Here is a 21,731-nt window from a genome sequence, read left to right as displayed (position 1 = left end):
CGCCCCGCCCGAACGGGGCTGCATCACATGAAGGCAGTACGATATGATTTCTATGAAAATTCCCGCAATCGCCATGCTTTGTAGCGCTTTGGCTTTGACCGCTTGTACCGACCCCGCGACATTGGGCGTGGACCCGAATGACCCTAATCGCCAAACCAAACAAGGGGCCGCAGTGGGTGCTGCAGCCGGTGCGCTTTTGGGCGCGATTGTCAGTGGCGATGGGGACCGCACCAAAGGCGCGATCACAGGGGCTGTTGTTGGCGGCGCTGTCGGAGCGGGCGTCGGCTATAGCCTTGATAAGCAAGAAGCCGATTTGCGCCGTGATCTGGGCAACGACAATGTCACCATCAACAACACGGGCGACCGTTTGATCGTGACGCTGCCCCAGGATATTCTGTTCGCGTCGGGTAGCTTCAATGTGCGATCCGACTTGCGGCGTGATCTTAATTCGGTTGCGGGCAACTTGCAGGCCTATCCGAATTCCACGATCCAGATTGTGGGACACACAGACAGTGACGGCGATGCTGCATCCAACCAGCAGCTGTCGGAACGGCGCGCCAACGCTGTGGCAGACGTGCTGTTAGACGCAGGTGTACCTTTGTCGCGCATCCAGACCTTTGGGCGCGGCGAAAACCAGCCTGTCGCCAGCAATTTGGACGCCATCGGCAAATCGAAAAACCGCCGCGTCGAGATCGTGATCCTGCCAAACGCAGTTTAATCGCGTGACACGCACAGGCAGTGTGCGGCGGTTGCCGCGCATTGCCCCTTGAATTGCCCCTCGTATCCTTCATCTTGCACATCAAATGCTTGTGAAAGGACATGTTTATGGCAACCGTTAAACTTCTTGGAATCTCCGGCTCTTTACGCAAAGACGCCACCAACTCGATGCTGTTGCGCGAAGCTGCACGACTGTTCGGGGACTGCAGCTACACGCAGGCAGACATCAACTGGCCCCTGTATGATGGCGACGATGAAGCCGCGTCCGGTGTGCCTGCCGCAGTTGAAGCCGTGGCCAAGCAGATTGCCGACGCCGATGCCGTGTTGATTTCGACACCCGAATACAACAAAGGCCCATCTGGCGCGTTGAAAAATGCATTGGACTGGATCAGCCGCGCTTCTGTCAAACCTTGGGGCGACAAACCCGTAGCCGTTATGTCCGCTGCCGCAGGCCGCTCAGGCGGAGAGCGTGCGCAGATGGTGCTGCGCGGGTTCATGTTGCCGTTTCGTCCACGCATTTTGCAAGGTCCGGAAATTCATTTGGCCGGCAGTTCCAACGCCTTTGACAACAACGGCCATCTTACAGGCGAGATGTACATCAAGGATCTGACTGCCTTGATGGAAGGTTTGCGGGTAGAGATCGCGCGTTGAGCCCGGATTTCGATCCCGAAGCCATTGAACGCGTGTCTGACGTCATGGACGTGGCGCGGGCCAACGCGCTGCATGCCACTTTGGGACATGATGTGAAGGTTGAAGACGGGGGCATTTTGCCTCCGTTTTTTCATCAGGCGTATTTTTGGCAACCTGAACCGCCTGCAACATTGGGACGCGACGGTCATCCTAAGGTCGGCGGCATCATTCCTGATTTGGGGTTGCCGCGCCGCATGTGGGCAGGGGGGCGCCTGACGTTTCACGCGCCTTTGGTCGCGGGGGTAAAGGCCACCAAGGTGACACGCTGCGAAACGGCGCGCCAGACCACCGGCCGCACGGGCGCTTTGGCGTTTGTCACCCTGCGCCACGAGGTCTGGCAAGGTGATGAGTTGTGCGTGGTGGAATGGCAGGATTTGGTCTATCGTGCCGACCCAAGCCCCGATGCAGTGCGCCCGCAAGCGCCTGTCGCGCGAACGGATGCGCAAAGCGCCGAGGGTGTCCAATTCGACGCCACGCAGTTGTTTCGCTATTCCGCATTGACCTTTAACGGGCATCGTATTCACTACGATTTGCCTTATGCCCGCGATATTGAAGGCTATGAGGGGCTTGTCGTGCATGGCCCGCTGCTGGCCCAATTGCTGATGTTGAAAGCCCAACGCGCGCTGGGTGACTTGGCGACCTTTTCCTTTCGGGCGACGGCACCTTTGATGGATTTCGAGCACGCAGAGCTGTGCCGGTCTGGCACTGATTTTTGGGTATCTGGACCTGATGACCGCCAATGTATGGTCGCAAGTGCGACAGTAGCATCTTAGATTTTGGGCCTCCGGCGGGGATATTTTTAGCGAAAAGAAGCCTCTAAAAAGATGCTGCTGCGTGAAATCCTTCCGGAATCGTATCTTTGTTTTCCAACATGAGATCGGCCATCACGTCGCCCACCTTGGGCGCCACCCCGAAGCCAATTTTGAACCCGCCATTTGCAATGAAATGTCCTTTTCGGTTTGGCCAGTGCCCAAGCATGGGGGCGCGGCTTCTGGCTTTAGGTCGCACGCCGGCCCAGCGTTCCAGAACGGGGGCGTTTTTCAACACGGGAAGCGCGTGTCGCACCCGCGCTATGATATCGTCAAGTTGCGTGTCCGTTTGGGTTGCGCTGTCGTAATCGCGCTCGGATGTTGATCCGATGCCCACTGTGCCGTTTGCGTGTGGGATAATGTGCAATGTGTCGACAAACAGCTGCGGCGCGTCTTTCGCATCAAATTCCAGCAAAGCGGCCTGTCCTTTGACCCCGTTGCCAACCGGTCTGGTGTTGGATTTGCTTATGTCGTTCAAACCGTCCGCACCGGTGGCCCATACGGTTTGCCCGTGATCGTCGCCGTCGCTTTGAATGGTGATCCCTTGCGTGTGCAAAGCGGCCACCAGGGCGGCACAGGCCTTTTGGGGATGGATGCGTGCGCTAAGGCTGTCGAAAATCAACTGCCCCGTCGGACTTGTCGGGGCCCATGGCCCGCCCGCCGGGATGATCGTCCACTGTGCTTTGCCTTGCCACAAAGCCTGCGCCGTATGTGCGCGGTTTTGGGCAAGGTGCAAGGTGTGTTCATCTGCGATCGGTTGCAAGCGCCCTGTGCGACCATACCCTGCGCTGCGTCCGCATGCATTTTCGACCTCTGCCCAGAAGTGTTCCGCCATCAGCAGGCTTTCCAGTTGGAATTGCTTCTTGGGGTTCCAGTTTTCCGGCACATGCGGGGCCAATGCACCAACCACCCCTCCGCTGCTGCCGGATCCAGCGCCATTGGGGTCGATCACTTGAACTTTTGCGCCACGCTGAACGCAGGCCCATGCCACAGACAATCCGAAAATGCCCGCGCCCCGAATGGTGATGTCTGGCGTTGCCAAAGCAGGCTCCTTTGCTGCAGTGTCGCGGTGATTTGGGGCGGACCATACAGAGGCGCGTGATGCAGGACCATAGGGCAGAACTGGAATGGCGTGACGGCGGTGTGCCCGTGTCGAAGCACTTTGATGATCCGTATTTCAGTCTCGACAACGGGCTGGCCGAAACGCGCCATGTTTTTCTGGAAGGAAACGGTATTCCCGCGCGTTTATGTGACGGGCTGCATATTGCTGAACTGGGATTTGGAACCGGTTTGAACCTGTTGACCACAGTTTTGGCGTGGCAGGTGTCGGGCGCGGGCAAGCCATTGCATTTCACCAGCTTTGAGGCGTTTCCGATGGCACAGGACGATATCGCCAAGGCATTGTCCTCATTTCCCGAGCTGCATGCCATCGCCCCGCAGTTTGTCAAAGTCTTGCAATGGGACGCCCCGTTTGAGGTCGTGCCGGGGGTGACGGCCCATGTGATTGTGGGTGATGCGCGACAGACGCTGCCTGCCTGGCGGGGCCGGGCCGATGCGTGGTATCTGGACGGGTTTTCGCCAGCCAAAAACCCCGAATTGTGGTCGCCCGAGTTGATGAGCGAGGTCGGCCGCCACACCGCATCGAACGGCACAGTTGCCACTTACACGGCGGCAGGCTTCGTCCGCCGTGGTCTGGAAGACGCTGGTTTCGATGTGATGCGGATCAAGGGATTTGGCCGCAAACGTCACATGACAGTCGGGACATTGGTAAAATGAGCACCCAAAGCAACACGGCAGCGGGCATCGGCCTGATGGTGGCGTCGACTTTTGTGCTGGCAATGCAGGACGGTGTTTCGCGTCATTTGGCCAGTGAATACAATGTGCTGATGATCATCATGATCCGCTACTGGTTCTTTGCAGCCTTTGTCGTCACCATTGCGGCCCGTGCGGCTGGCGGCATCAAGCGCGCAGCGCGCACCACACAACCCGTTTTGCAAATAGGGCGCGGGGTCCTATTGGCGGCAGAGGTTTGCGTTGGTGTCTTGGCCTTCACCTATCTTGGTTTGGTCGAAACACTGGCAATATTCATCTGCTATCCTTTGATTGTCGCGGCGTTATCTGGACCGGTGTTGGGCGAACAGGTGGGGTGGCGCAGGTGGACCGCTATTGGCGTCGGGTTCATCGGGGTGATGGTGATTTTGCGTCCCGGCTTTGGTGTCTTTGAATTGGCGGCGATCCTGCCTTTGGGATCGGCTGTGATGTTTGCAGTGTATGCGTTGGCCACACGCTTTGCGGCCCGCAACGACAGCACCGAAACCAGTTTCTTTTGGACCGGCACAGTGGGCGCGGTCTTTATGACGGCCGTTGGGCTATGGGCGTGGGAGCCGATGACAGCGCAGGATTGGTTCTGGATGGGGTGTTTGTGTGTGTCGGGGGCTATCGGTCATTGGCTGTTGATCAAGTGCTACGAGATGGCCGAAGCCAGCGCTGTGCAACCCTTTGCATATTTTCATTTGGTGTTCGGGTCGCTGGTTGGTGTGATCGTCTTCCACGAAGTTATCGCGTGGAACGTGGCACTGGGTGCGGGTATCGTGGTCGCGGCAGGGCTATTCACTTTTTGGCGCGAACGGCAGCAAAGTTGATCCAATCAGCTCTTGCGTGAAGCTTTGCGGCAGTGGCGCTTGCCCCAGCCTTGCGCGGTAGATGGGCAGGCTTTCGGTGACACGCATCACATAGTTGCGGGTTTCGCGAAACGGGATGTGTTCGATCCAATCCACGACATCGAAGCCTTCTGCGTTGGCACGTGGATCGCCATACAGGCCAATCCAGCGCGTTGGCCGGCTTGGGCCTGCGTTGTAGGCGGCAGACATCAGAACCACATTTCCATCAAAACGCCCCGCCAGCGTTGACAGAAAAGCGGCCCCCAAATCAGCATTATAATTGGGGTCACTTATCAAACGGTCGGTGGAATGTTCCGCGCTGCGCCCCAGTTTTCCTGCCACTTCCTTGGCGGTGGCCGGCATGATCTGCATCAGACCGCGTGCACCAACGCCGCTTTGAACGGATGGGTCGAATTCGCTTTCGCGCCGTGCGATGGCCAAATTCATCTCGGGCGCCATCGGAAGGTCGCGCTGCGCCAAGGGATGCAACGCGTAATAGGGAGCAGGCAGGATGATGCCCCGCTGCGCCACACGCTTCCCGATCATCACGGCAATATGCGGCTGATCCATGTCTATGGCGGCTTGGCCCAATTGCGCGGCTTGGGGACGGGTCAGGTCCTCGGCGTAATGCGTCCAGAAGCGTTCGGCCACATCTAGCTCTCCCGACGCTTGCAGCAACATGCCTGCCTCGAACAGGGGATGCCTGACCAGATCAGACGTGCGCCAATCGGGAAAGACTTCGGTCCCTCCAAGGGAGGTGTCAAATGGCAGTTTGCCACGCTCAGCGGCCAGCAGCCCATAAAAGGATGATTGATACAGCGCCGCATTGGCATAGGCGGCGGCGGCCTTTTCGCTTGCGCCCATCGCTTCAAAGGCGCGTCCGCGCCAATAGCCCGCGCGGCCTTTGGAAATGGGGGATGCGATGGCCGTTTCAAACCGGTCGAAATGTGTCAGTGCCGTTTCGGGATCGTTCAGACGACGCAAGGCGATGTAGCCTGCAAGCCATTCCAGATCTGCGAATGCAGAGCCGGTTGTCAGCTGGTGTTGTGCAGCCATCCGGTAGGCAAGTGCTGGGTTGCCGTCACGCATTTCTTCGCGGGCCAAAGACCGGCGGCGGTTTGACCATTCTTGTGGGTTGCCTAGTGTTTTGAGGCTTTTGGATTGCGCCAATAACAAGCTGCGGGCGCTGTCGCGCAGACCGGACCGGGCCCGCCAGACAAATCGGTCATAGGCAAGGCCTGGGTCAGAGGTGACGCTGTCAGGCAATGCCTGCACAAGATCGCTGGCGTCCTCGGTGCGGTTTTTCAGGGCCAACCGGGCGCGGGCCAACTGGGCTTGATCGTCTGTTACCAAATCCAGCATACGCCGCGCATCTGATCCAGCCCCATCCCAAAGCATCGCATCCAGTCGCGTCCAGTGATGCGGTTTCAGCACTGCGCCATGGGTTGCCAAAAACAAAGCCTGGCTGTCGGCGTTCATGCGCAGGCGGGTCCATGCGGACACAAGCAACGTATCGGCGCTTTCGTTCTGTCCGCGCAGTTTCAAGCTTTGTGCATAGGCCAACACTCCGCGCGGTGTTTGCGGGGTGTGGTCTGCAAAAAATGCAGCGACAGCTTGCGGGCCTTCTTGCAAAACCGCAGGTTCTGAGCGGCGCAGCAAAAAGGCTTCACCGGGCCAGTCCGGGCGACGATCGAGAAAATCGGCAAGCTGCGCGTAGGTTCCGCGGCCTGCGCGCAAGCGGTGCCACATGATGACGTCGGATGCGACTTGACCGTCACGGGCCGCAATCTTCGCGGCCTGATCCCAATTGCCGCTGCGCATTGCATCCATAGCCCAGCCCAACGGGCGCGGACGCTCTGCCAAAGCGGGCAGGGTCAGCGTGAATATCATCGTCAGACACAGGATAACGCGCGGGATCACTTGCAATTTTCATCCATGCAGGGCAACAGGCTGTCACTAACCTGTTTATGTGTTTTCGATCTGTCCAAGTTCAAGGGCATGAACAGCTCACCAGGCCAATTGCCGGCCATTTTAGAAAAAAGGAGCGTGAATATGCTTACAGGTTCTATGCCTGCCCTCATCACGCCGTTTCGAAACGGCGAGCTGGATCTGGAAACCTTGAAGAAACTCGTGGAGTGGCACATCGGGGAAGGCACCAACGGCTTTGTGCCTGTGGGCACCACCGGTGAAAGCCCGACACTGACACATGCCGAACATGAGACAGTGATCGAAACGGTTGTCAAAGCGACGGCAGGCCGCGTGCCGGTTATTGCGGGGGCTGGGTCCAACAACACAGTTGAAGCCATCCGTTTTGTGCAATTTGCAGAAAAAGTAGGTGCGGATGCCGCGTTGGTCGTCACCCCTTACTACAACAAGCCCACCCAGCGCGGCATGATTGCGCATTTCACGGCCTTGCACGACTGTGCGGACATTCCGATCGTCATCTACAATATTCCAAGCCGTTCAGTCGTCGATATGACGCCTGAGACAATGGCCGAACTGGCAAAATTGCCCCGTATTGTCGGCGTGAAAGATGCGACAGGCGATCTGGCGCGGGTCTGTGACACGCGGCTTGCTTGTGGTCCTGACTTTGTGCAGATGTCTGGTGAAGACGCCACAGCGCATGGGTTTAATGCCCAAGGCGGGGTTGGTTGCATCTCGGTCACGGCGAATGTCGCACCAGGGCTGTTGGCGAAAATGCAGGCGGCGACGCGGGCGGGTGACTACGCAGCGGCCTTGGAAATCCAAGACAAGCTGATGCCATTGCATAAAGCGATATTCACCGAACCGGGTTTGATCGGCGCGAAATATGCAATGTCCAAACTGGGACTGTGCAGCGATGAAGTGCGCCTGCCGCATATGGCGCTGACCGACGAAACCAAAGCTTTGGTGGATGCAGGTTTGGCACACGCCGGACTGTTGTAAATTTGGAAACAATTGACGGAAAAGGCGGGCATTGTCCCGCCTTTTTTGCGTTTATGGGGCTTCCTCCCCCAAAATAGATGTCTACACTTATCGTTAAAGTTGAAGTGTTTTGGGGAACGATAAAGATGTTGTATTTGCTAACGATGATGGGTTTGGCGGTTGGGTCTGCGTTTGTGGGGTCAGACGGGGATGACGAAATTATCGGGACAGAGGACGGTGACCGTATTGACGGCGGAAGTGGCAATGACACCATTTCTGGCAAAGGCGGTGACGACACCCTTTCGGGGCGCAGCGGAGATGATTCCTTATTTGGCGGTCCCGGTGATGATGACATATTTGGCGGACCGGGCGACGATACCGTTTTTGCGGGCTCGGGCGATGATTTAACGCGCGGAGGGTCAGGTGACGATTCGATCAAGGCTTTCGGTGGCGATGACACCATTTTTGGCGGCTCGGGAAATGACTTTATCAACGGCAATTCCGACGACGATGAACTCTACGGCAACCTCGGCAAAGACACTCTGAACGGGGGATCAGGTGATGACACGCTGTCTGGTGGGGGCTGGCGTGACCAATTGAGCGGAGGCGACGGTGACGATGAGCTGTTTGGCGGCTCCGGGCACGATACGCTTTCGGGTGGCACAGGAAACGACCAATTGCACGGTGGTGGCGGTGACGACCTCCTGAACGGTAATGACGGTTTTGACGGCCTGTATGGTGACGCAGGCGATGACACTCTTGTTGGTGGTGACGGTGATGTGCTGAGCGGCGGAACCGGCAACGACATGCTGGTTGTAGACGAAGGGGCGTCGGGCAACGGGGATGACGGCAACGACACGTTAATTTCAAATGGGTCCGACGAAGTGGCTGGCGGCGCAGGTGATGATGTAATCAGCGGCAAAGGCGATTTGGCTTTGGGCGGTGATGGAAATGACCTTATCGAAGGCGGTAGCGGTTTTGACGTCATGGACGGTGGCGCGGGTAATGACACGATCCACATCGCAGACAATGCCGAAATTAGCGGTGGTACAGGTGCTGATGACTTCGTAGCCGACTTGACGATGCAGTCTTCATACTTTGAAGCGAACATTACCGACTTCAACCGCTTGGAAGATCAGCTTGTGATTGTCAGCGACCAAGATCTGAGTTTTGAGGATTTGTCCTTTTACTTTGATGGCAATGGCGAAACCGAAGTGTGGGTCGGTGAGGTTGATCGCGGCCAACAAGTCGCCACCTTGGAGAATATTCGTGACCCATCGAGCGGCATGTTTGCCTTTGTTAAGGCCTAACGCAGCATCAGGTTGACCCACAGCGTGCGTCCGGCCATTGTTCTGGCTTCCCAGACGTAAAAGGACGCGCCCCGTGAACATCCTGCCCACCATTGATGCCGCCAAAGACGAACTTGTCGCGATTTTTGAAGACCTGCATGCCCATCCCGAAATCGGGTTCACGGAAACGCGCACCAGTGCCATCGTCGCGGATAAGCTGAAAAGCTACGGTGTGGACGAGGTGCATACAGGGCTTGGCGGTACTGGCGTTGTGGGTTTGGTGCATGGCAAAGGCGGCGGCACGCGTCGGATCGGATTGCGCGCTGATATGGATGCGTTGCCGATTGATGAGACGTCCAACCTTGTCTATTCTTCAAAAAACGAAGGCGTCATGCACGCCTGTGGCCATGACGGGCACACCACGATGCTGTTGGGTGCGGCCAAACATCTATGTGAAACACGCGACTTTGATGGCACGGCCGTTCTGATCTTTCAGCCCGCCGAAGAAGGCTTGGGTGGCGCACGGCGCATGCTGGAGGAAGGGCTGTTTGAACAGTTCCCCTGTGACGAAATTTACGGGATGCACAATTGGCCCAGCGGGCAACCCCATACAGTCGGCGTGTGTAAAGGCGAAGCGATGGCGGGTGCTGCGTTCTTTGACATTCACGTCCAGGGCAAAGGCAGTCATGCGGCACGGCCTAGCGATTCAAAAGACGCGCTTATGATTGCTGCCAGCTTGGCAACCGAAATGAACACTATCCTTGCACGCAACATTCCTGCGCAAGAGGTATGTGTGCTGTCCGTCACGCAATTGCATGCAGGGGCGGCTTATAACGTGGTGCCGGATACCGCGACGCTTGCGGGTACAATCCGTTATTTCAAGGACGATATCTACGCATTGGCGGCAGAGCGCATGCAGCGCCTGTGTGATGGCTTTGCCGTGGCCCATGACGTGGAAATCCAGCTGGACCTGCGCAACGTCTTTGATGTGCTACGCAATGATGCGGCTCTGTCCGATGCGTATATTGAGGCTGCGACGGACATCGTGGGGCATGACAACATTATACAGGATTTGCAGCCTGTTACAGGATCGGAAGATTTCTCGGATATGCTCAAAGTGGTGCCGGGGGCCTACTGCGTTGTTGGCCATGCGGGAACGACGGCGTTGCACAATCCGGGTTTCGTTTTGGACAAAGCGATCCTGCCAGTGGGGGCTTCGATAATGGCCAGAGTCGTGGAACGACGTCTCGCGCTGGGGTAGAATTCAGTGACTTAAGATGTAAGTGATTGTTTCCAAATCAGAAATAATGGTAAATAATTGTTTAACAGATTGAGAAAACTCACAAAGCTGTGTAGTGTGCCCCCACATTTAGGGGGACTACATGCTATATTTATTGGCTTTACTTGGTGCTGCTGCAGGCACCGCTTTTGTCGGTTCAGATGACGATGACCGGATTGTAGGCACAGACGACAACGACGATGTTTCGGGCGCAGGCGGGGATGACATCATTCGCGGTGGTCGCGGGTTTGATTTGCTTGATGGTGCTGAAGGCAATGACACGGTGATCGGACAGATCGGTCAAGACACGCTGATCGGTGGTGACGGTGATGATGAACTGTTTGGCAATGTCGGCGACGATGTGTTGCAAGGCGACAGTGGCGAAGATCTGCTGGACGGTGGCAAAGGAGAAGACACACTGCGGGGCGGCGACAACAGCGATACGCTGATGGGTTTCAACGACGACGATAATCTGCGCGGTGACAACGGCAATGACAGGCTGTTTGGCAATGATGGCGATGACCGTATTGCTGGTGGTGTCGGTATCGACAAAGCCTTTGGCGGTGACGGCAACGACACAGTAATCGGGGACGATGGCGCAGACTTCTTGCGTGGTGGTGCCGATGACGACAGTGTGTTCGGCGGTGCAGGGGCTGACGTCATTTATGGCGATGGTGGCAATGATGCGGTGTTTGGCGGAAAAGCCGATGATCTTGTCGATGGCGGCTTTGGCAACGACGTCGTCAACGGTGGTTTTGGGGACGATACTGTCAACGGCGGACGCGACAACGATGTTGTCATGGGTGGCGCGGGCAGTGACTTTGTTCTGGGTGGTGACGGTGAAGATGTGCTGTATGGCGGTCTCGCGAATGGCACCGACACAGACGCGTCAGATGTCCTGGACGGTGAAAATGGCAATGACACGATCTTTGCAGGCGCGTTTGATCAGGCCTTTGGCGGCTTTGGCGACGACGAAATCACCGCAGACCGTTCAGAAGCTGTCGAAGGTGGCGCCGGCGACGACCTGATCATGGGGACCGCATCAAATGTGCTGGGGGGAGAAGGCAACGACACCATCACTTTAAGCGGCGGCGATGAAAGCTTTGTGGACGGGGGCGCCGGTGACGACGTGCTGACGCTAAGCGGTTTGGTGACGGCAATTGGCGGCGAGGGGATGGATACATTCATCGTCAACGACCAGTTTGAATCTGAGCCCACCAACATCATTTCCGACTTCTCGGTTGAAGAGGACTTGCTGGTGATTGAATCAGAAGAACTGAGCAATGGTGCCGATTTGAGCTTTGAGTATGACGAAGACGCTGGGGCTATGAATGTCGTGGTGATCTCGGCGGCCGAAGGGTCTTCGGTTGTGGCGCAACTGACAGGTGTTACGGCGGATCAGATCGAGGACATCAACTTTACTTTCGCTATCGCGTAACCAGCAAAAGCTTTGACATTGCAAAAGGCGCCGGGGTTTCCCTCCGGCGCCTTTTTGTTTCGGGGATGTGGGCGCCTTAGCGTTTCCCGTAGTAAAGCCCCACGACATGTTCCGCTTCTGCAAAGAACAACCAGCGCGACGCCAGCACGCCTGCTACGTGGCTTACCACGGCGACCAGCGCCAGCCAGTGTGTGAAGGTGGCGCTCATGATGGCCAGCAGGATCACCGGAACCACAACAGCCAGCACAAACGAGATAACACGCAGTTTCATGCTGTGTTTGCGCCCCACCACATGCACAAACTCGCGCAGCAAGTAGTTGGTGCCGGTATGGGGTGGCTCAAACGCTTGTACCGTGCCGATGTTGCTAAGCCCCGTGGCCGTGGCGATGGTTGTTCCCGAATTGGCAAAGGCTTTGTCGCCTTCGATCCATGTGAAAACAAGAACAAGGCCAGCAACAACCAGCAATACGATGGCCCAAATGATTTGGCCCTTTAACAATGCGCCGCCAGCAAGAGACAGCGACAGGTACATTGCAGGCGTCAAATGGCTGTTCCAGCGCGGGATTGTTTTCATCTGTGCGTAGATCATGGACGTCGTGTAGACCGTGGCCAAAGCCCCAATAGCGCCTAACCATCCAAGGGGTTGCCAAACGGCGCCAAAGAACACCAAGCCAAGTCCGTAAAGCCCCATCAACACAAGCGTCGCAACGGCGGCAATACCTTCGCGGCTAAGCCAGCTGGACCGCCATTGGGTGAAAGCTTTGAGGAACCTTTCAGGATGACCAAGGTGGAAGGTTGAAGACAGCAACCCGCCAACGGCCATGACATAGGCGATGAGCCAAAAGGCGAATGCCGTCCAACCTGTCGGCGGTGTTGCGTCTAGGCCAAGCCAGAACAACAAGCCAAAGCCCATACCGGAAAAGACGGTGAAGATGATAACGGAGGGTGCTGGATGCATCAGAGTTTCTCCAGAGTTTTGTCAAGCCAGCCCAAAAAGCCCTTTGGGTCTTCAGAGACAGGTTCAAGATAGGGCGCCAACACATCAAATTCTGGCAACGCGTCTTTAGGGCGCGGTGGCAGGTATTGGTTGACGGGTTTGGTGCCTTGTTCGGGCATCAGGTCCATGCCGCCGCGTTCGGCCACTAGGATCGACACGTCCGAGTTCGGATCCCCAAGGTCGCCAAAGTGGCGTGCATTCGACGGGCAGGTTCGAACGCACGACGGAACGCGGTCCACTTCTGGCAGGTTGTCGTTGTAAATGCGATCGACACAAAGGGTGCATTTTTTCATGACCCCTTCTTCCTGATCCATTTCACGTGCGCCATACGGGCACGCCCATGCACAAAGCCCGCAGCCGATGCAGTCCTGTTCATTGACCAGAACGATCCCGTCTTCGACCCGCTTGTAGCTGGCCCCTGTGGGGCAAACAGTGACGCAAGGCGCGTCTTCGCAGTGCAGGCAGGATTTGGGAAAGTGGATGGTTTGTGCCGCCGGCTGTACCTTGTCTGATGTCGCCAAAGGTTGCACCGAATAGCTGTGTACGCGGTTCAGGAACGTGCCGGAGACGTCTTTGCCGTAGGCGTTCTGGTCCGACAACGGTGCACCGTAGTTTTCGGTGTTCCAGCCTTTGCACGAGATCACGCAAGCATGGCAGCCCACACAAGTGTCGAGATCGATCACAAGCCCAAGTTTCTTTTGCGTTTGTGTAGGGAGCGTGGTCATTTGATTTGGCCTTCCGCTTTGTGTTTGTGTCGGACCGGGGCGCTGCCCCGGACCCCGAGGTTTATTTGGCGAGATGAACGGGGGATCATTTGCCCACCTTCCATGCGAGGTTTTTGGGGCCTGTGCCGACGGGGGATTTGATGGGCGGCAGGCTGGGTTGCGATTCTGCAGGGGCGTCCGCTTTTTCGATGCGCACCTTCAAGTCGAACCATGCGGCTTGCCCGGTGATCGGGTCGGAGTTGGCCCATCGCAGCCCGTCGCCTTTGGGTGGCAGCAGTTCGTGGATCAGGTGGTTCAGAAGGAACCCTTTGGTGACTTCTGGCGCGTCCTCTTCCAGTGCCCAGGCCCCTTTGCGTTTGCCGATGGCGTTCCATGTCCAGATCGTGTTTTCGTTGAGTGCGGCCATTTCGAGTACTGGCACCGTGATCTCACCGTGTGGCGATGTCACTTTCACCCAGTCTTCGTCTTTTAGCCCGTGTTCACGCATCAGTTTGGTCGGGATGTAAAGTGGGTTGTGCCCATGCAACTGCCGCAGCCACGCGTTCTGGCTGCCCCAAGAGTGGTACATCGCCATAGGCCGCTGTGTCAGCGCCGTGATCGGGTATTCGTCGGCTTTGTTGTCATCTTCATTGGAGTACCAGATTGGCAGCGGGTCCATTGTGGCTTTGATCCGTTCGCGCAGGTGGTCGGGTGGTTGGTGATCGCCATGCCCTTCCGCCGCCAGTTGGAATTTGCGCATGGGTTCCACGTAAAGCGAGAACAGATAGGGTTGCGGGCTGTCGTAGATGCCCATCTTGACCGCCCAATCCTGATAGGCCGTGTTCCATGGTTTGTAGTAGTTGGAGCCTTCGGGGATGTGTTCCACAAAGAACCCACCGTTTTCGATGTAATTGTCGAGTTGCCCTGCGTTGACGCCACCGCGCCCCGATTGCAGCCCGTTTTCGCCCATACGCCACCCTGCAAGCGGCCCAATGCCGGGGCGGCGTTCGTGGTTGACGATGTAGTCGGCGTAATCTTCGTATTTCGCGGTGCCGTCGTCGTTGGTGAAGCCGGGCAGGCCCATTTTTGCGCCCAACTGGCAGAGCACCGTCTGGAACCCACGCACATCGCGGTCCGGTTCGATGACAGGCCAGCGGATCGCGTCTGCGGCCCCGTCGGCCTCGCAAATCGGACGGTCCAGCAAAGAGATACAGTCGTGGCGCTCAAGGTAGGTGGCATCGGGGAAGATCAGGTCGGAATAGGCCACCATTTCCGAGGAATAGGCGTCGGAATAGATGATGCGCGGGATCACGTATTCGCCGGTTTCTTCGTTCTTGTCCGTCAGCATTTCAATAACGCCGCGTGTGTTCATCGATGAGTTCCACGACATGTTCGCCATATACATAAACAGCGTGTCGATCTTGTAGGGATCGCCTGCGTAGGCGTTGGAAATCACCATGTGCATCAAGCCGTGGCTCGACATGGGGTTTTCCCATGTGAAGGCTTTGTCGATGCGCGCAGGGGTGACGCCGTCCTCGCGATAGGCGAGATCCTCTGGGCCCTGTACAAACCCCAAATGCGGCCCGTTCAGGGGCTGGCCGGGGTTCATGCCGGTGTGTGGCTTGGGGTGCGCTTTAGCTGGCTTCGGGTAAGGGGGTTTAAAGCGGAAGCCGCCTGGAACCTCGACTGTGCCGAGCAAGATTTGCAATGTGTGCAAGGCGCGGCAGGTCTGGAAGCCGTTGGCGTGTGCCGAAATCCCGCGCATGGAGTGGAAGGACACCGGACGGCCTGTCATGGTCTTGTGGGTCTCGCCGCGGAAGTCGGTCCATTCGATTGGCAGCTCGAATTCTTCTTCAAAGGCGACGCGCGCGATTTCGGCGGCTATGGCGCGAATACGCTCAGCCGGGATACCGCAGCGATCTGCCACGGCTTCGGGTGCGTATTCATCGCTGAGGTAACGGTCGGCCATCTTGTGGAAAACGGGGCGGTGTGTGACGCCTGCGACGCGGTGTGTGGCCGATAGGTCAGGTTTGACGCCGGGCTTGTCGAAGGCCGTTGGCTTGCCTGTAACGCGGTCAATGACCAGTTCCTTGCCGTCTTCGTCACGCATCAAAAGGCCAAACTCGGGTGAGCCTTCGTCGCAGTTCACAAGCACTGGCGCGTCTGTGTATTGCGCAAGATAATTCAGGTCGATTTTGCCCGCTTTCATCAGGCAGTGGACCATGGCGAGGATGAACAAACCGTCGGTGCCGGGGGTGATGCCGACCCAATCGTCCGCCACTGCGTTGTAGCCTGTGCGGATCGGGTTCACACCGATCACACGGGCGCCGCGTTTCTTGATTTTGCCGATGCCCATTTTGATGGGGTTGGAATCGTGGTCTTCAGCAACGCCAAACAGCATAAACAGCTTGGTATGGTCCCAGTCGGGTTGCCCAAATTCCCAGAACGCGCCGCCCATTGTGTAGATGCCAGCCGCCGCCATGTTGACCGAACAGAAACCACCATGGGCTGCGTAGTTGGGGGTGCCGAAGTTTTGCGCCCAGAAGGACGTGAAGCTTTGCGATTGATCGCGGCCTGTGAAGAACGCCAGCTTTGACGGGTCGTCTTTGCGGATCGGCTCAAGCCAATCGGTCGCGATTTGCAGGGCTTCGTCCCAGCTGATTTCCTCAAACTCGCCGGACCCACGCGGGCCAACACGCTTCATGGGCGCGCGAAGGCGCGATGGTGCGTTGACCTGCATGATGCCAGCGGAACCCTTGGCGCATAGCACACCCTGGTTCACTGGGTGGTCGCGGTTGCCTTCGATGTAGGCCACCTTCAGATCCCCAAGCGGGTCCTTTTTCATGTGCACGTTGATGCCGCAGCGGCAAGCACACATGTAGCATGTGGTTTTGCGGATCTCGTCCGAAACCTTTGGCGATAGGTCAATTTTCGGCTGGTTCATGGATGGATCCTTTCGATCAAAAAACGCTGCGTACAAGCGACGTGGCGCCCAAGCCAATCAACAATGTGAGGCAGGCGGGCCGGTAGTACGGTTGAAAACGGGGGGTGAACAGGCGTTGGCCAATCAGCACACCCAAGATGCAGGGCAGAACAAATGCAAGTCCACGCAAACTGGAGGTGGCGTTCATTGTGCCAAACCAAAGATGCGTGAAAAGGGAGGTGGCCGAGCCAAGAAAAAGGTAAGCGACAAGCGTGGCGCGCATCTTGGCAGGCGCGTCGTTTCGGGCCAGCACATAGAGGGCCACCACCATGCCACCGACGCCTGCAAGGCCCGTTGCGATGCCTGCGATCAAGCCAGTCGTGACAGTGCCGGGTCGGCTTGCCAGATGTGGGATGCGTATTTTCGCCAGTTGCAGCAACGCAAGCCCGATCAGTACAACCAGCGCGATTTGCTGGGATGCCGCGGGATCAAGGGTTGTGGTCATGCTTAGGCCAACGATCAGCCCAAGGGCAGAGCCAACCACAAGTGTGATGGCAGCTTTCATATCCGCACCACCCCAACCGTGGCGCAGCATCACAAGGGATGCGGCCATTTCGAGCCACCACATGACGGGGATCAATTCAACGGGCGGCAGGATCAGGACGGCCAATGCCAACCCGAAAGCAGACAGTGCAAATCCAGTAAACCCACGCACCAAACCCGCCACAAAGCAAATCGCCGCGAGGGCGAGTGCGTCTGACGGGGTCAGCGAGAGAGAGAACCAGATGTCACCCATGGGCAGCTTGCAAGGCTGTCACAGCGATCATGTGCAGCACGTCTTCGGCGACACACCCGCGGGACAGATCGTTGGCAGGTTTGGCCAGACCTTGCAGGACCGGGCCGATTGCTGTGGCCCCACCGATGCGTTGCGTGATCTTGTAGCCGATGTTGCCAGCGTCAAGGTTCGGGAAAATCATGACGTTGGCGTGGCCTGCAACGTCCGATCCGGGCGCTTTGCTTTCCCCGACCGATGGCACAAAGGCTGCATCAAATTGCAATTCGCCATCGATGTTCAGATCTGGTGCTTGTTCTTTCACCAGTGCTGTCGCTTCGGTGACTTTGTCCACCTTGGCATGGCGGGCAGAGCCTTTGGTCGAGAAGGACAACATCGCAACCTTCGGAGCTTCATCCATCAAAGCGCGGCAAGAGGCGGCGGATTGTTGGGCGATGGCAGCGAGTTCTTCAGCGGATGGATCAATGACCAAACCGCAATCGGAATAGATCATGCCGCCGCGCCCCGATGGGTGGCCTTCGGGCAGGACCATCAAGAAAAAAGACGACACCAGCGGCGCTGTCTTGGCCTTGCCAATGACCTGCAACGCGGCGCGTACGGTGTCGGACGTGGTGGCGACCGCGCCGCCAACTGTGCCGTCGGCATGGTTGTTGCGCACCAGCATGGCGGCGAACACCAGCGGGTCTTGTGCTTGCTTTTCGGCAACGTCCATTGTGACGCCTTTGTGTTGGCGCAACTCGAAATAGGACGCGGCGACCTCGGAGGTCAGCGTGGATGTGGCGGGATCTTCGATGCGGATGGCGTCGCTTGGGGCGGATCCTGCATCAGACAGTTGTTTTGTGATCTCGTCCGTGGGTCCGACAAGAATAATCGTTGCGATGCCAGCGTCCACGGCTGAAACGGCGGCAGCCACGATCCGGGGATCGTGGCCTTCGCTTAGAACGATGCGGGCAGGGGTCGCAGCCGCGCGTGTTTGTAAATTGGTCAACACGCTCATGGTCGCATCCCCTTTCCTTTATTTTTAGAACCAGTCACTTAGACCACTTGGGCTTTCATGTCGTCGGCGCTGATGCCTGCGACTTCAACAGGCTTCTTCATGGCGTCGCGACGGAACGGGTCACCCAGTTCTTGGTTGATCATCGCTTCGATCAATGTGGTGATGCCGTTTTCCATTTGATCTTTGATCGCTTGGGCCAAGGCCGCTGTCAGCTCGTCCTGCGTGCGTGCGACGACGCCTTTCAGGCCACATGCGTTGGCGATGCCTGCGTAGGACACTTGCTCGTCCAGCTCTGTGCCGACGAAGTTGTCATCGAACCACAGTGTGGAGTTCCGCTTTTCAGCACCCCATTGGTAGTTGCGGAACACGATCTGTGTGATCGCAGGCCAGTCGCCGCGGCCAATCGCTGTCAGTTCGTTGACAGAAATCCCGAACGCGCCGTCGCCAGCGAAACCAACAACCGGTACATCAGGTTGACCGATTTTCGCACCAACGATGGACGGCAGACCGTAGCCACATGGACCAAACAGGCCTGGGGCCAGATACTTGCGGCTGTCGTTGAAGGATGGATAGGCGTTGCCGATGGCGCAGTTGTTGCCGATGTCGGAAGAGATGATCGCCTCAACAGGCAAAGCCGCCTGAATTGCGCGCCATGCCATGCGTGGGGCCATCCAGTCTGGTTTCGCAGCACGTGCGCGGACGTTCCAGTCTGTGCCGGGATCGTCTTGCTCTTCTGTCATGGAGGTCAGTTCCTGAGCCCATGCAGATTTGGTCGTCGCGATGGTGTCTTTACGCGCTTGACGGTCTGTGTCGCCTGCTGTGTCCGCCAGTTTGGCAGAGATGGACGATGCCACTTTGGCTGCGTCACCCACGATGCCGACTGTGACCTTTTTGGTCAGGCCGATGCGGTCGGGGTTCAGGTCGACTTGGATGATTTTGGCGTCAGTTGGCCAGTAATCAATGCCGTAGCCGGGCAGGGTCGAGAACGGGTTCAAACGTGTGCCAAGGCACAGAACAACGTCGGCTTTGGAAATCAATTCCATGCCCGCTTTGGAACCGTTGTAGCCCAATGGGCCTGCGAACAACGGGTGGTTGCCCGGGAATGCGTCGTTGTGCTGGTACCCAACGCAAACCGGTGCGTCGAGTGTTTCAGCCAAAACGCGGGAAGCTTCGATGCCACCTTTGGACAGGATCGCGCCTGCGCCGTTCAGGATCACCGGGAACTTGGCGTTGGACAACAGGTCCGCTGCGTCTTGTACCGCGGTTTCGCCGCCCTGTGGCAGTTCAAAGTCAACGATGACCGGCAGGTCGATGTCGATGACTTGTGTCCAGAAGTCGCGTGGGATGTTGATTTGTGCAGGTGCGGATGCACGCTTGGCCTGCATGATCACGCGGTTCAGCGTTTCGGCGATGCGTGTGGGGTCACGGACTTCTTCTTGGTATGCCACGCAGTCAGCGAACAGGTTCATCTGTTCCATTTCCTGGAAGCCACCTTGACCGATTGTCTTGTTCGCAGCCTGTGGTGTGACGAGCAGAACAGGCGTGTGGTTCCAGTAAGCTGTCTTAACGGCTGTTACGAAGTTTGTGATGCCGGGGCCGTTCTGCGCGATCATCATGGACATTTTGCCCGTGGCGCGGGTGAAACCGTCTGCCATCATGCCGCCGGATGTTTCGTGGGCGCAGTCCCAGAATTTGATGCCCGCATCAGGGAAGATGTCGGAAATTGGCATCATGGCAGAGCCGATAATCCCGAATGCGTTGTCGATGCCGTGCATTTGCAACGTTTTTACAAATGCTTCTTCTGTGGTCATTTTCATGAGAAAGACTCCGGTCGGTGGTTTGCAGGTGATTCACGAATTTTGGCGACAATACGGATTCGCATTGTGCAGGGTTAGGGCCAGTTTTCAAATCGGGTAGGTCCAAAGTGTCAACTGGACTTAATCTCTGATGCGACCAGCTTGATCCCTTCAGCGATACGTCCCGCGGGGATGGAAGAATATGCCAGTCGGTAGAAATGTTGTGGTTTGCCGTCCCCGCCGAAAAACGATTCTCCGGGTTCAATCAAAACGCCTTTGGCTTGCAGTGATTGTGCAAGGTGGCGGGTGTTGACGTGTTCGGGTGCGCGCATCCAATAAGACGATCCGCCATACGCCCCCTGACCGGCAATTTGCAGGCCGTTTTCTTCAATGGCAGCTTGCATGATCTCACGCCGTTCGTGCAGGGCAGTTCCCATGCGTCTGATTAATGCATCGTAATGTCCAAGGGACAGAAAATAGGCGGCTGTGCGTTGAATATGCCCGGGCGGGTGGCGCAAAACAGATGCCCGCAAGGCGCGTGCTTCGCGAATAAACGGCTCTGATCCGACAAGGTAGCCAAGGCGCAAACCGGGGAACAACGATTTGGAAAAGCTGCCCACGTAAATGACACGCCCATCTGTATCAAGCGATTTTAGCGCAGGTGACGGGGGCTTCAGGAACGACATTTCGAACTCGTAGTCGTCTTCGACAATCAACGTATCCATTTCGCGGCACCGTTCCAAAAGGGCGCGGCGCCGGTCCATGGGCATTGTCCCGTTCGTGGGGCATTGGTGGCTGGGGGTGGTGAACACGACATCGGTGTCTGGTGGAATCGCTTCGGGGGGCAAGCCGGCCTGATCGACCCGCACAGGGGCCAAATGACATCTTGATTGAGACAAAATGTCTCGCAATGCGTGATAACAGGGGTCTTCAAACGCAGCCTTGCGGCGCTGAGTCAGCAAGACTTGGGCAGTCAACCATAGCGCATTTTGCGCACCAAGCGTGATCAGGATTTGTTCCGGCCGGGCGGAGATGCCGCGCCGGGGCAGTGTGTGGCGGGCAATAAACTCGATCAGCTGCGGATCATCCTGATCGTAGTAATCCGTGGTCAGCGGTGTGAAATCGCGTTGGCCCAAGGCCTGCAAAGCGCAAAGCCGCCAGTTGGCGTGGTCAAACAAGGTTGGGTCAGCTTGGCCGTAGATAAAGGGATAGCGGTATTTGGCCCAATCCTGAGGTTTGCTTGGGGTCTGGCCGCCAGAGAAACGCTGGCCGATGGCTTTGTTCCAATCCACAGCGTCAGGGCCGTTCGGCGTCGGTGTGAAAGACGGTGGGGCAGGCGCGTTGCGCGACACATAGTAGCCGGACCGCCCGCGCGATGTCAGATAGTCGTTCGACAGCAATTCGGTATAGGCCAACGTAACTGTGATCCGGCTGACGCTAAGGTGCGTGGCGAGTTTGCGGGTGGATGGCAGCTTTTCCCCTGGCTGAAACCGACCCGACAGAATGCCTTGTGCGATCATCTGTTGGATCTGCGATTGCAGGGTGCCCTGATGGTCAGGGTTCAGGAAAAATGTTTCGACAGGTAAGGTCATATGAGGTGCATATACTGGATATAAGTGCAGATCAATCTGGACTTAAAATCTAATGAAAAGATTATTTGGGTTATCTTTATTAGCATTGCATAACACACATTAATTGAGACTGCATGTCTCAATTTTATAAAAAGCCTAATTAC

18 protein-coding genes are annotated in these 21,731 nt (G+C 57.1%); 9 read left to right on the top strand and 9 right to left on the bottom strand.

The features are described from left to right. Window positions 1-43 precede the first annotated feature (43 nt). The 3 genes from ABJL60_RS15725 to ABJL60_RS15715 all read left to right on the top strand — a co-directional run bounded on the left by ABJL60_RS15725 (window position 44) and on the right by ABJL60_RS15715 (window position 2,180). Window positions 44-718, top strand: a complete 675-nt coding sequence (locus ABJL60_RS15725) for an OmpA family protein (protein WP_348374555.1) — start codon at window positions 44-46, stop codon at window positions 716-718. A 107-nt stretch (window positions 719-825) separates the two neighbouring features. Further along, window positions 826-1,368 carry an NADPH-dependent FMN reductase gene (locus ABJL60_RS15720; RefSeq protein ID WP_348285683.1) on the top strand — a complete coding sequence of 181 codons (543 nt, stop codon included), beginning with the start codon at window positions 826-828 and terminating at the stop codon, window positions 1,366-1,368. A gap of 44 nt (window positions 1,369-1,412) precedes the next feature. Beyond that, entirely contained in the window at window positions 1,413-2,180 is a 768-nt protein-coding gene (locus tag ABJL60_RS15715) for a MaoC family dehydratase N-terminal domain-containing protein (protein ID WP_348374646.1), read from the top strand. Between the two features lie 43 nt (window positions 2,181-2,223). On the opposite strand, the gene ABJL60_RS15710 is transcribed toward ABJL60_RS15715, so the two are convergent. Then, window positions 2,224-3,258: an FAD-binding oxidoreductase gene (locus ABJL60_RS15710; protein ID WP_348374554.1), complete on the bottom strand. Its 1,035-nt coding sequence runs from the start codon at window positions 3,256-3,258 to the stop codon at window positions 2,224-2,226. Between the two features lie 59 nt (window positions 3,259-3,317). Here ABJL60_RS15710 and mnmD point away from each other — a divergent pair, with 59 nt between their 5' ends. Both mnmD and ABJL60_RS15700 read left to right on the top strand, forming a co-directional pair. Further along, window positions 3,318-3,992 carry a tRNA (5-methylaminomethyl-2-thiouridine)(34)-methyltransferase MnmD gene (gene mnmD / locus ABJL60_RS15705; protein WP_348374553.1) on the top strand — a complete coding sequence of 225 codons (675 nt, stop codon included), beginning with the start codon at window positions 3,318-3,320 and terminating at the stop codon, window positions 3,990-3,992. Continuing rightward, window positions 3,989-4,858 carry a DMT family transporter gene (locus ABJL60_RS15700; protein WP_348374552.1) on the top strand — a complete coding sequence of 290 codons (870 nt, stop codon included), beginning with the start codon at window positions 3,989-3,991 and terminating at the stop codon, window positions 4,856-4,858. Before mnmD ends, ABJL60_RS15700 begins: the two co-directional genes overlap by 4 nt. Here the strand turns inward: ABJL60_RS15700 and ABJL60_RS15695 are convergent. Next, complete coding sequence (locus ABJL60_RS15695; RefSeq protein ID WP_348374551.1) at window positions 4,823-6,802, bottom strand: lytic transglycosylase domain-containing protein; 1,980 nt, start codon at window positions 6,800-6,802, stop codon at window positions 4,823-4,825. The genes ABJL60_RS15700 and ABJL60_RS15695 overlap by 36 nt on opposite strands. 126 nt (window positions 6,803-6,928) lie before the next feature. On the opposite strand from ABJL60_RS15695, the gene dapA reads away from it, so the two are divergent. The 4 genes from dapA to ABJL60_RS15675 all read left to right on the top strand — a co-directional run bounded on the left by dapA (window position 6,929) and on the right by ABJL60_RS15675 (window position 11,786). Beyond that, a complete protein-coding gene (gene dapA, locus ABJL60_RS15690) occupies window positions 6,929-7,801 on the top strand; it encodes a 4-hydroxy-tetrahydrodipicolinate synthase (RefSeq protein WP_348285675.1) in 873 nt (290 codons plus the stop codon). Between the two features lie 125 nt (window positions 7,802-7,926). Then, window positions 7,927-9,090 (top strand): calcium-binding protein, encoded by a 1,164-nt coding sequence (locus tag ABJL60_RS15685; protein ID WP_348285674.1) that lies wholly within the window; start codon window positions 7,927-7,929, stop codon window positions 9,088-9,090. 73 nt (window positions 9,091-9,163) lie between these two features. Continuing rightward, a complete protein-coding gene (locus ABJL60_RS15680; protein WP_348374550.1) occupies window positions 9,164-10,330 on the top strand; it encodes an amidohydrolase in 1,167 nt (388 codons plus the stop codon). 121 nt (window positions 10,331-10,451) lie between these two features. Continuing rightward, window positions 10,452-11,786: a calcium-binding protein gene (locus tag ABJL60_RS15675; protein WP_348374549.1), complete on the top strand. Its 1,335-nt coding sequence runs from the start codon at window positions 10,452-10,454 to the stop codon at window positions 11,784-11,786. Between the two features lie 76 nt (window positions 11,787-11,862). On the opposite strand, the gene ABJL60_RS15670 is transcribed toward ABJL60_RS15675, so the two are convergent. The 7 genes from ABJL60_RS15670 to ABJL60_RS15640 form a co-directional block, all read right to left on the bottom strand. Further along, window positions 11,863-12,744, bottom strand: coding sequence for a DmsC/YnfH family molybdoenzyme membrane anchor subunit (locus ABJL60_RS15670; RefSeq protein WP_348374548.1), 882 nt, complete (start codon window positions 12,742-12,744; stop codon window positions 11,863-11,865). Beyond that, window positions 12,744-13,508, bottom strand: a complete 765-nt coding sequence (locus tag ABJL60_RS15665; protein ID WP_348285666.1) for a 4Fe-4S dicluster domain-containing protein — start codon at window positions 13,506-13,508, stop codon at window positions 12,744-12,746. The genes ABJL60_RS15670 and ABJL60_RS15665 overlap by 1 nt, the downstream gene beginning before the upstream one ends. An 85-nt stretch (window positions 13,509-13,593) precedes the next feature. Beyond that, the gene (locus ABJL60_RS15660; protein WP_348374547.1) at window positions 13,594-16,431 is read right to left on the bottom strand and encodes a molybdopterin oxidoreductase family protein; all 2,838 of its coding nucleotides are present in this window, start codon (window positions 16,429-16,431) and stop codon (window positions 13,594-13,596) included. A 16-nt stretch (window positions 16,432-16,447) separates the two neighbouring features. Further along, entirely contained in the window at window positions 16,448-17,206 is a 759-nt protein-coding gene (locus tag ABJL60_RS15655) for a sulfite exporter TauE/SafE family protein (protein ID WP_348285662.1), read from the bottom strand. Further along, entirely contained in the window at window positions 17,199-18,200 is a 1,002-nt protein-coding gene (pta, locus tag ABJL60_RS15650; RefSeq protein WP_348285660.1) for a phosphate acetyltransferase, read from the bottom strand. The genes ABJL60_RS15655 and pta overlap by 8 nt, the downstream gene beginning before the upstream one ends. Window positions 18,201-18,238: 38 nt before the next feature. Further along, on the bottom strand, window positions 18,239-20,017 hold the full coding sequence (xsc, locus tag ABJL60_RS15645) for a sulfoacetaldehyde acetyltransferase (RefSeq protein WP_348285658.1): 1,779 nt from the start codon (window positions 20,015-20,017) through the stop codon (window positions 18,239-18,241). Window positions 20,018-20,127: 110 nt separating this feature from the next. Continuing rightward, a complete protein-coding gene (locus ABJL60_RS15640) occupies window positions 20,128-21,588 on the bottom strand; it encodes a PLP-dependent aminotransferase family protein (protein ID WP_108829689.1) in 1,461 nt (486 codons plus the stop codon). Between the last annotated feature and the right edge of the window lie 143 nt (window positions 21,589-21,731).

Origin of the sequence: Ascidiaceihabitans sp. (genome assembly GCF_039986515.1) — a bacterium.
Lineage (GTDB): Bacteria > Pseudomonadota > Alphaproteobacteria > Rhodobacterales > Rhodobacteraceae > Ascidiaceihabitans.
Note: the sequence above shows the minus strand (reverse complement) of the source record. Positions and strands in the feature narration are given on the sequence as shown.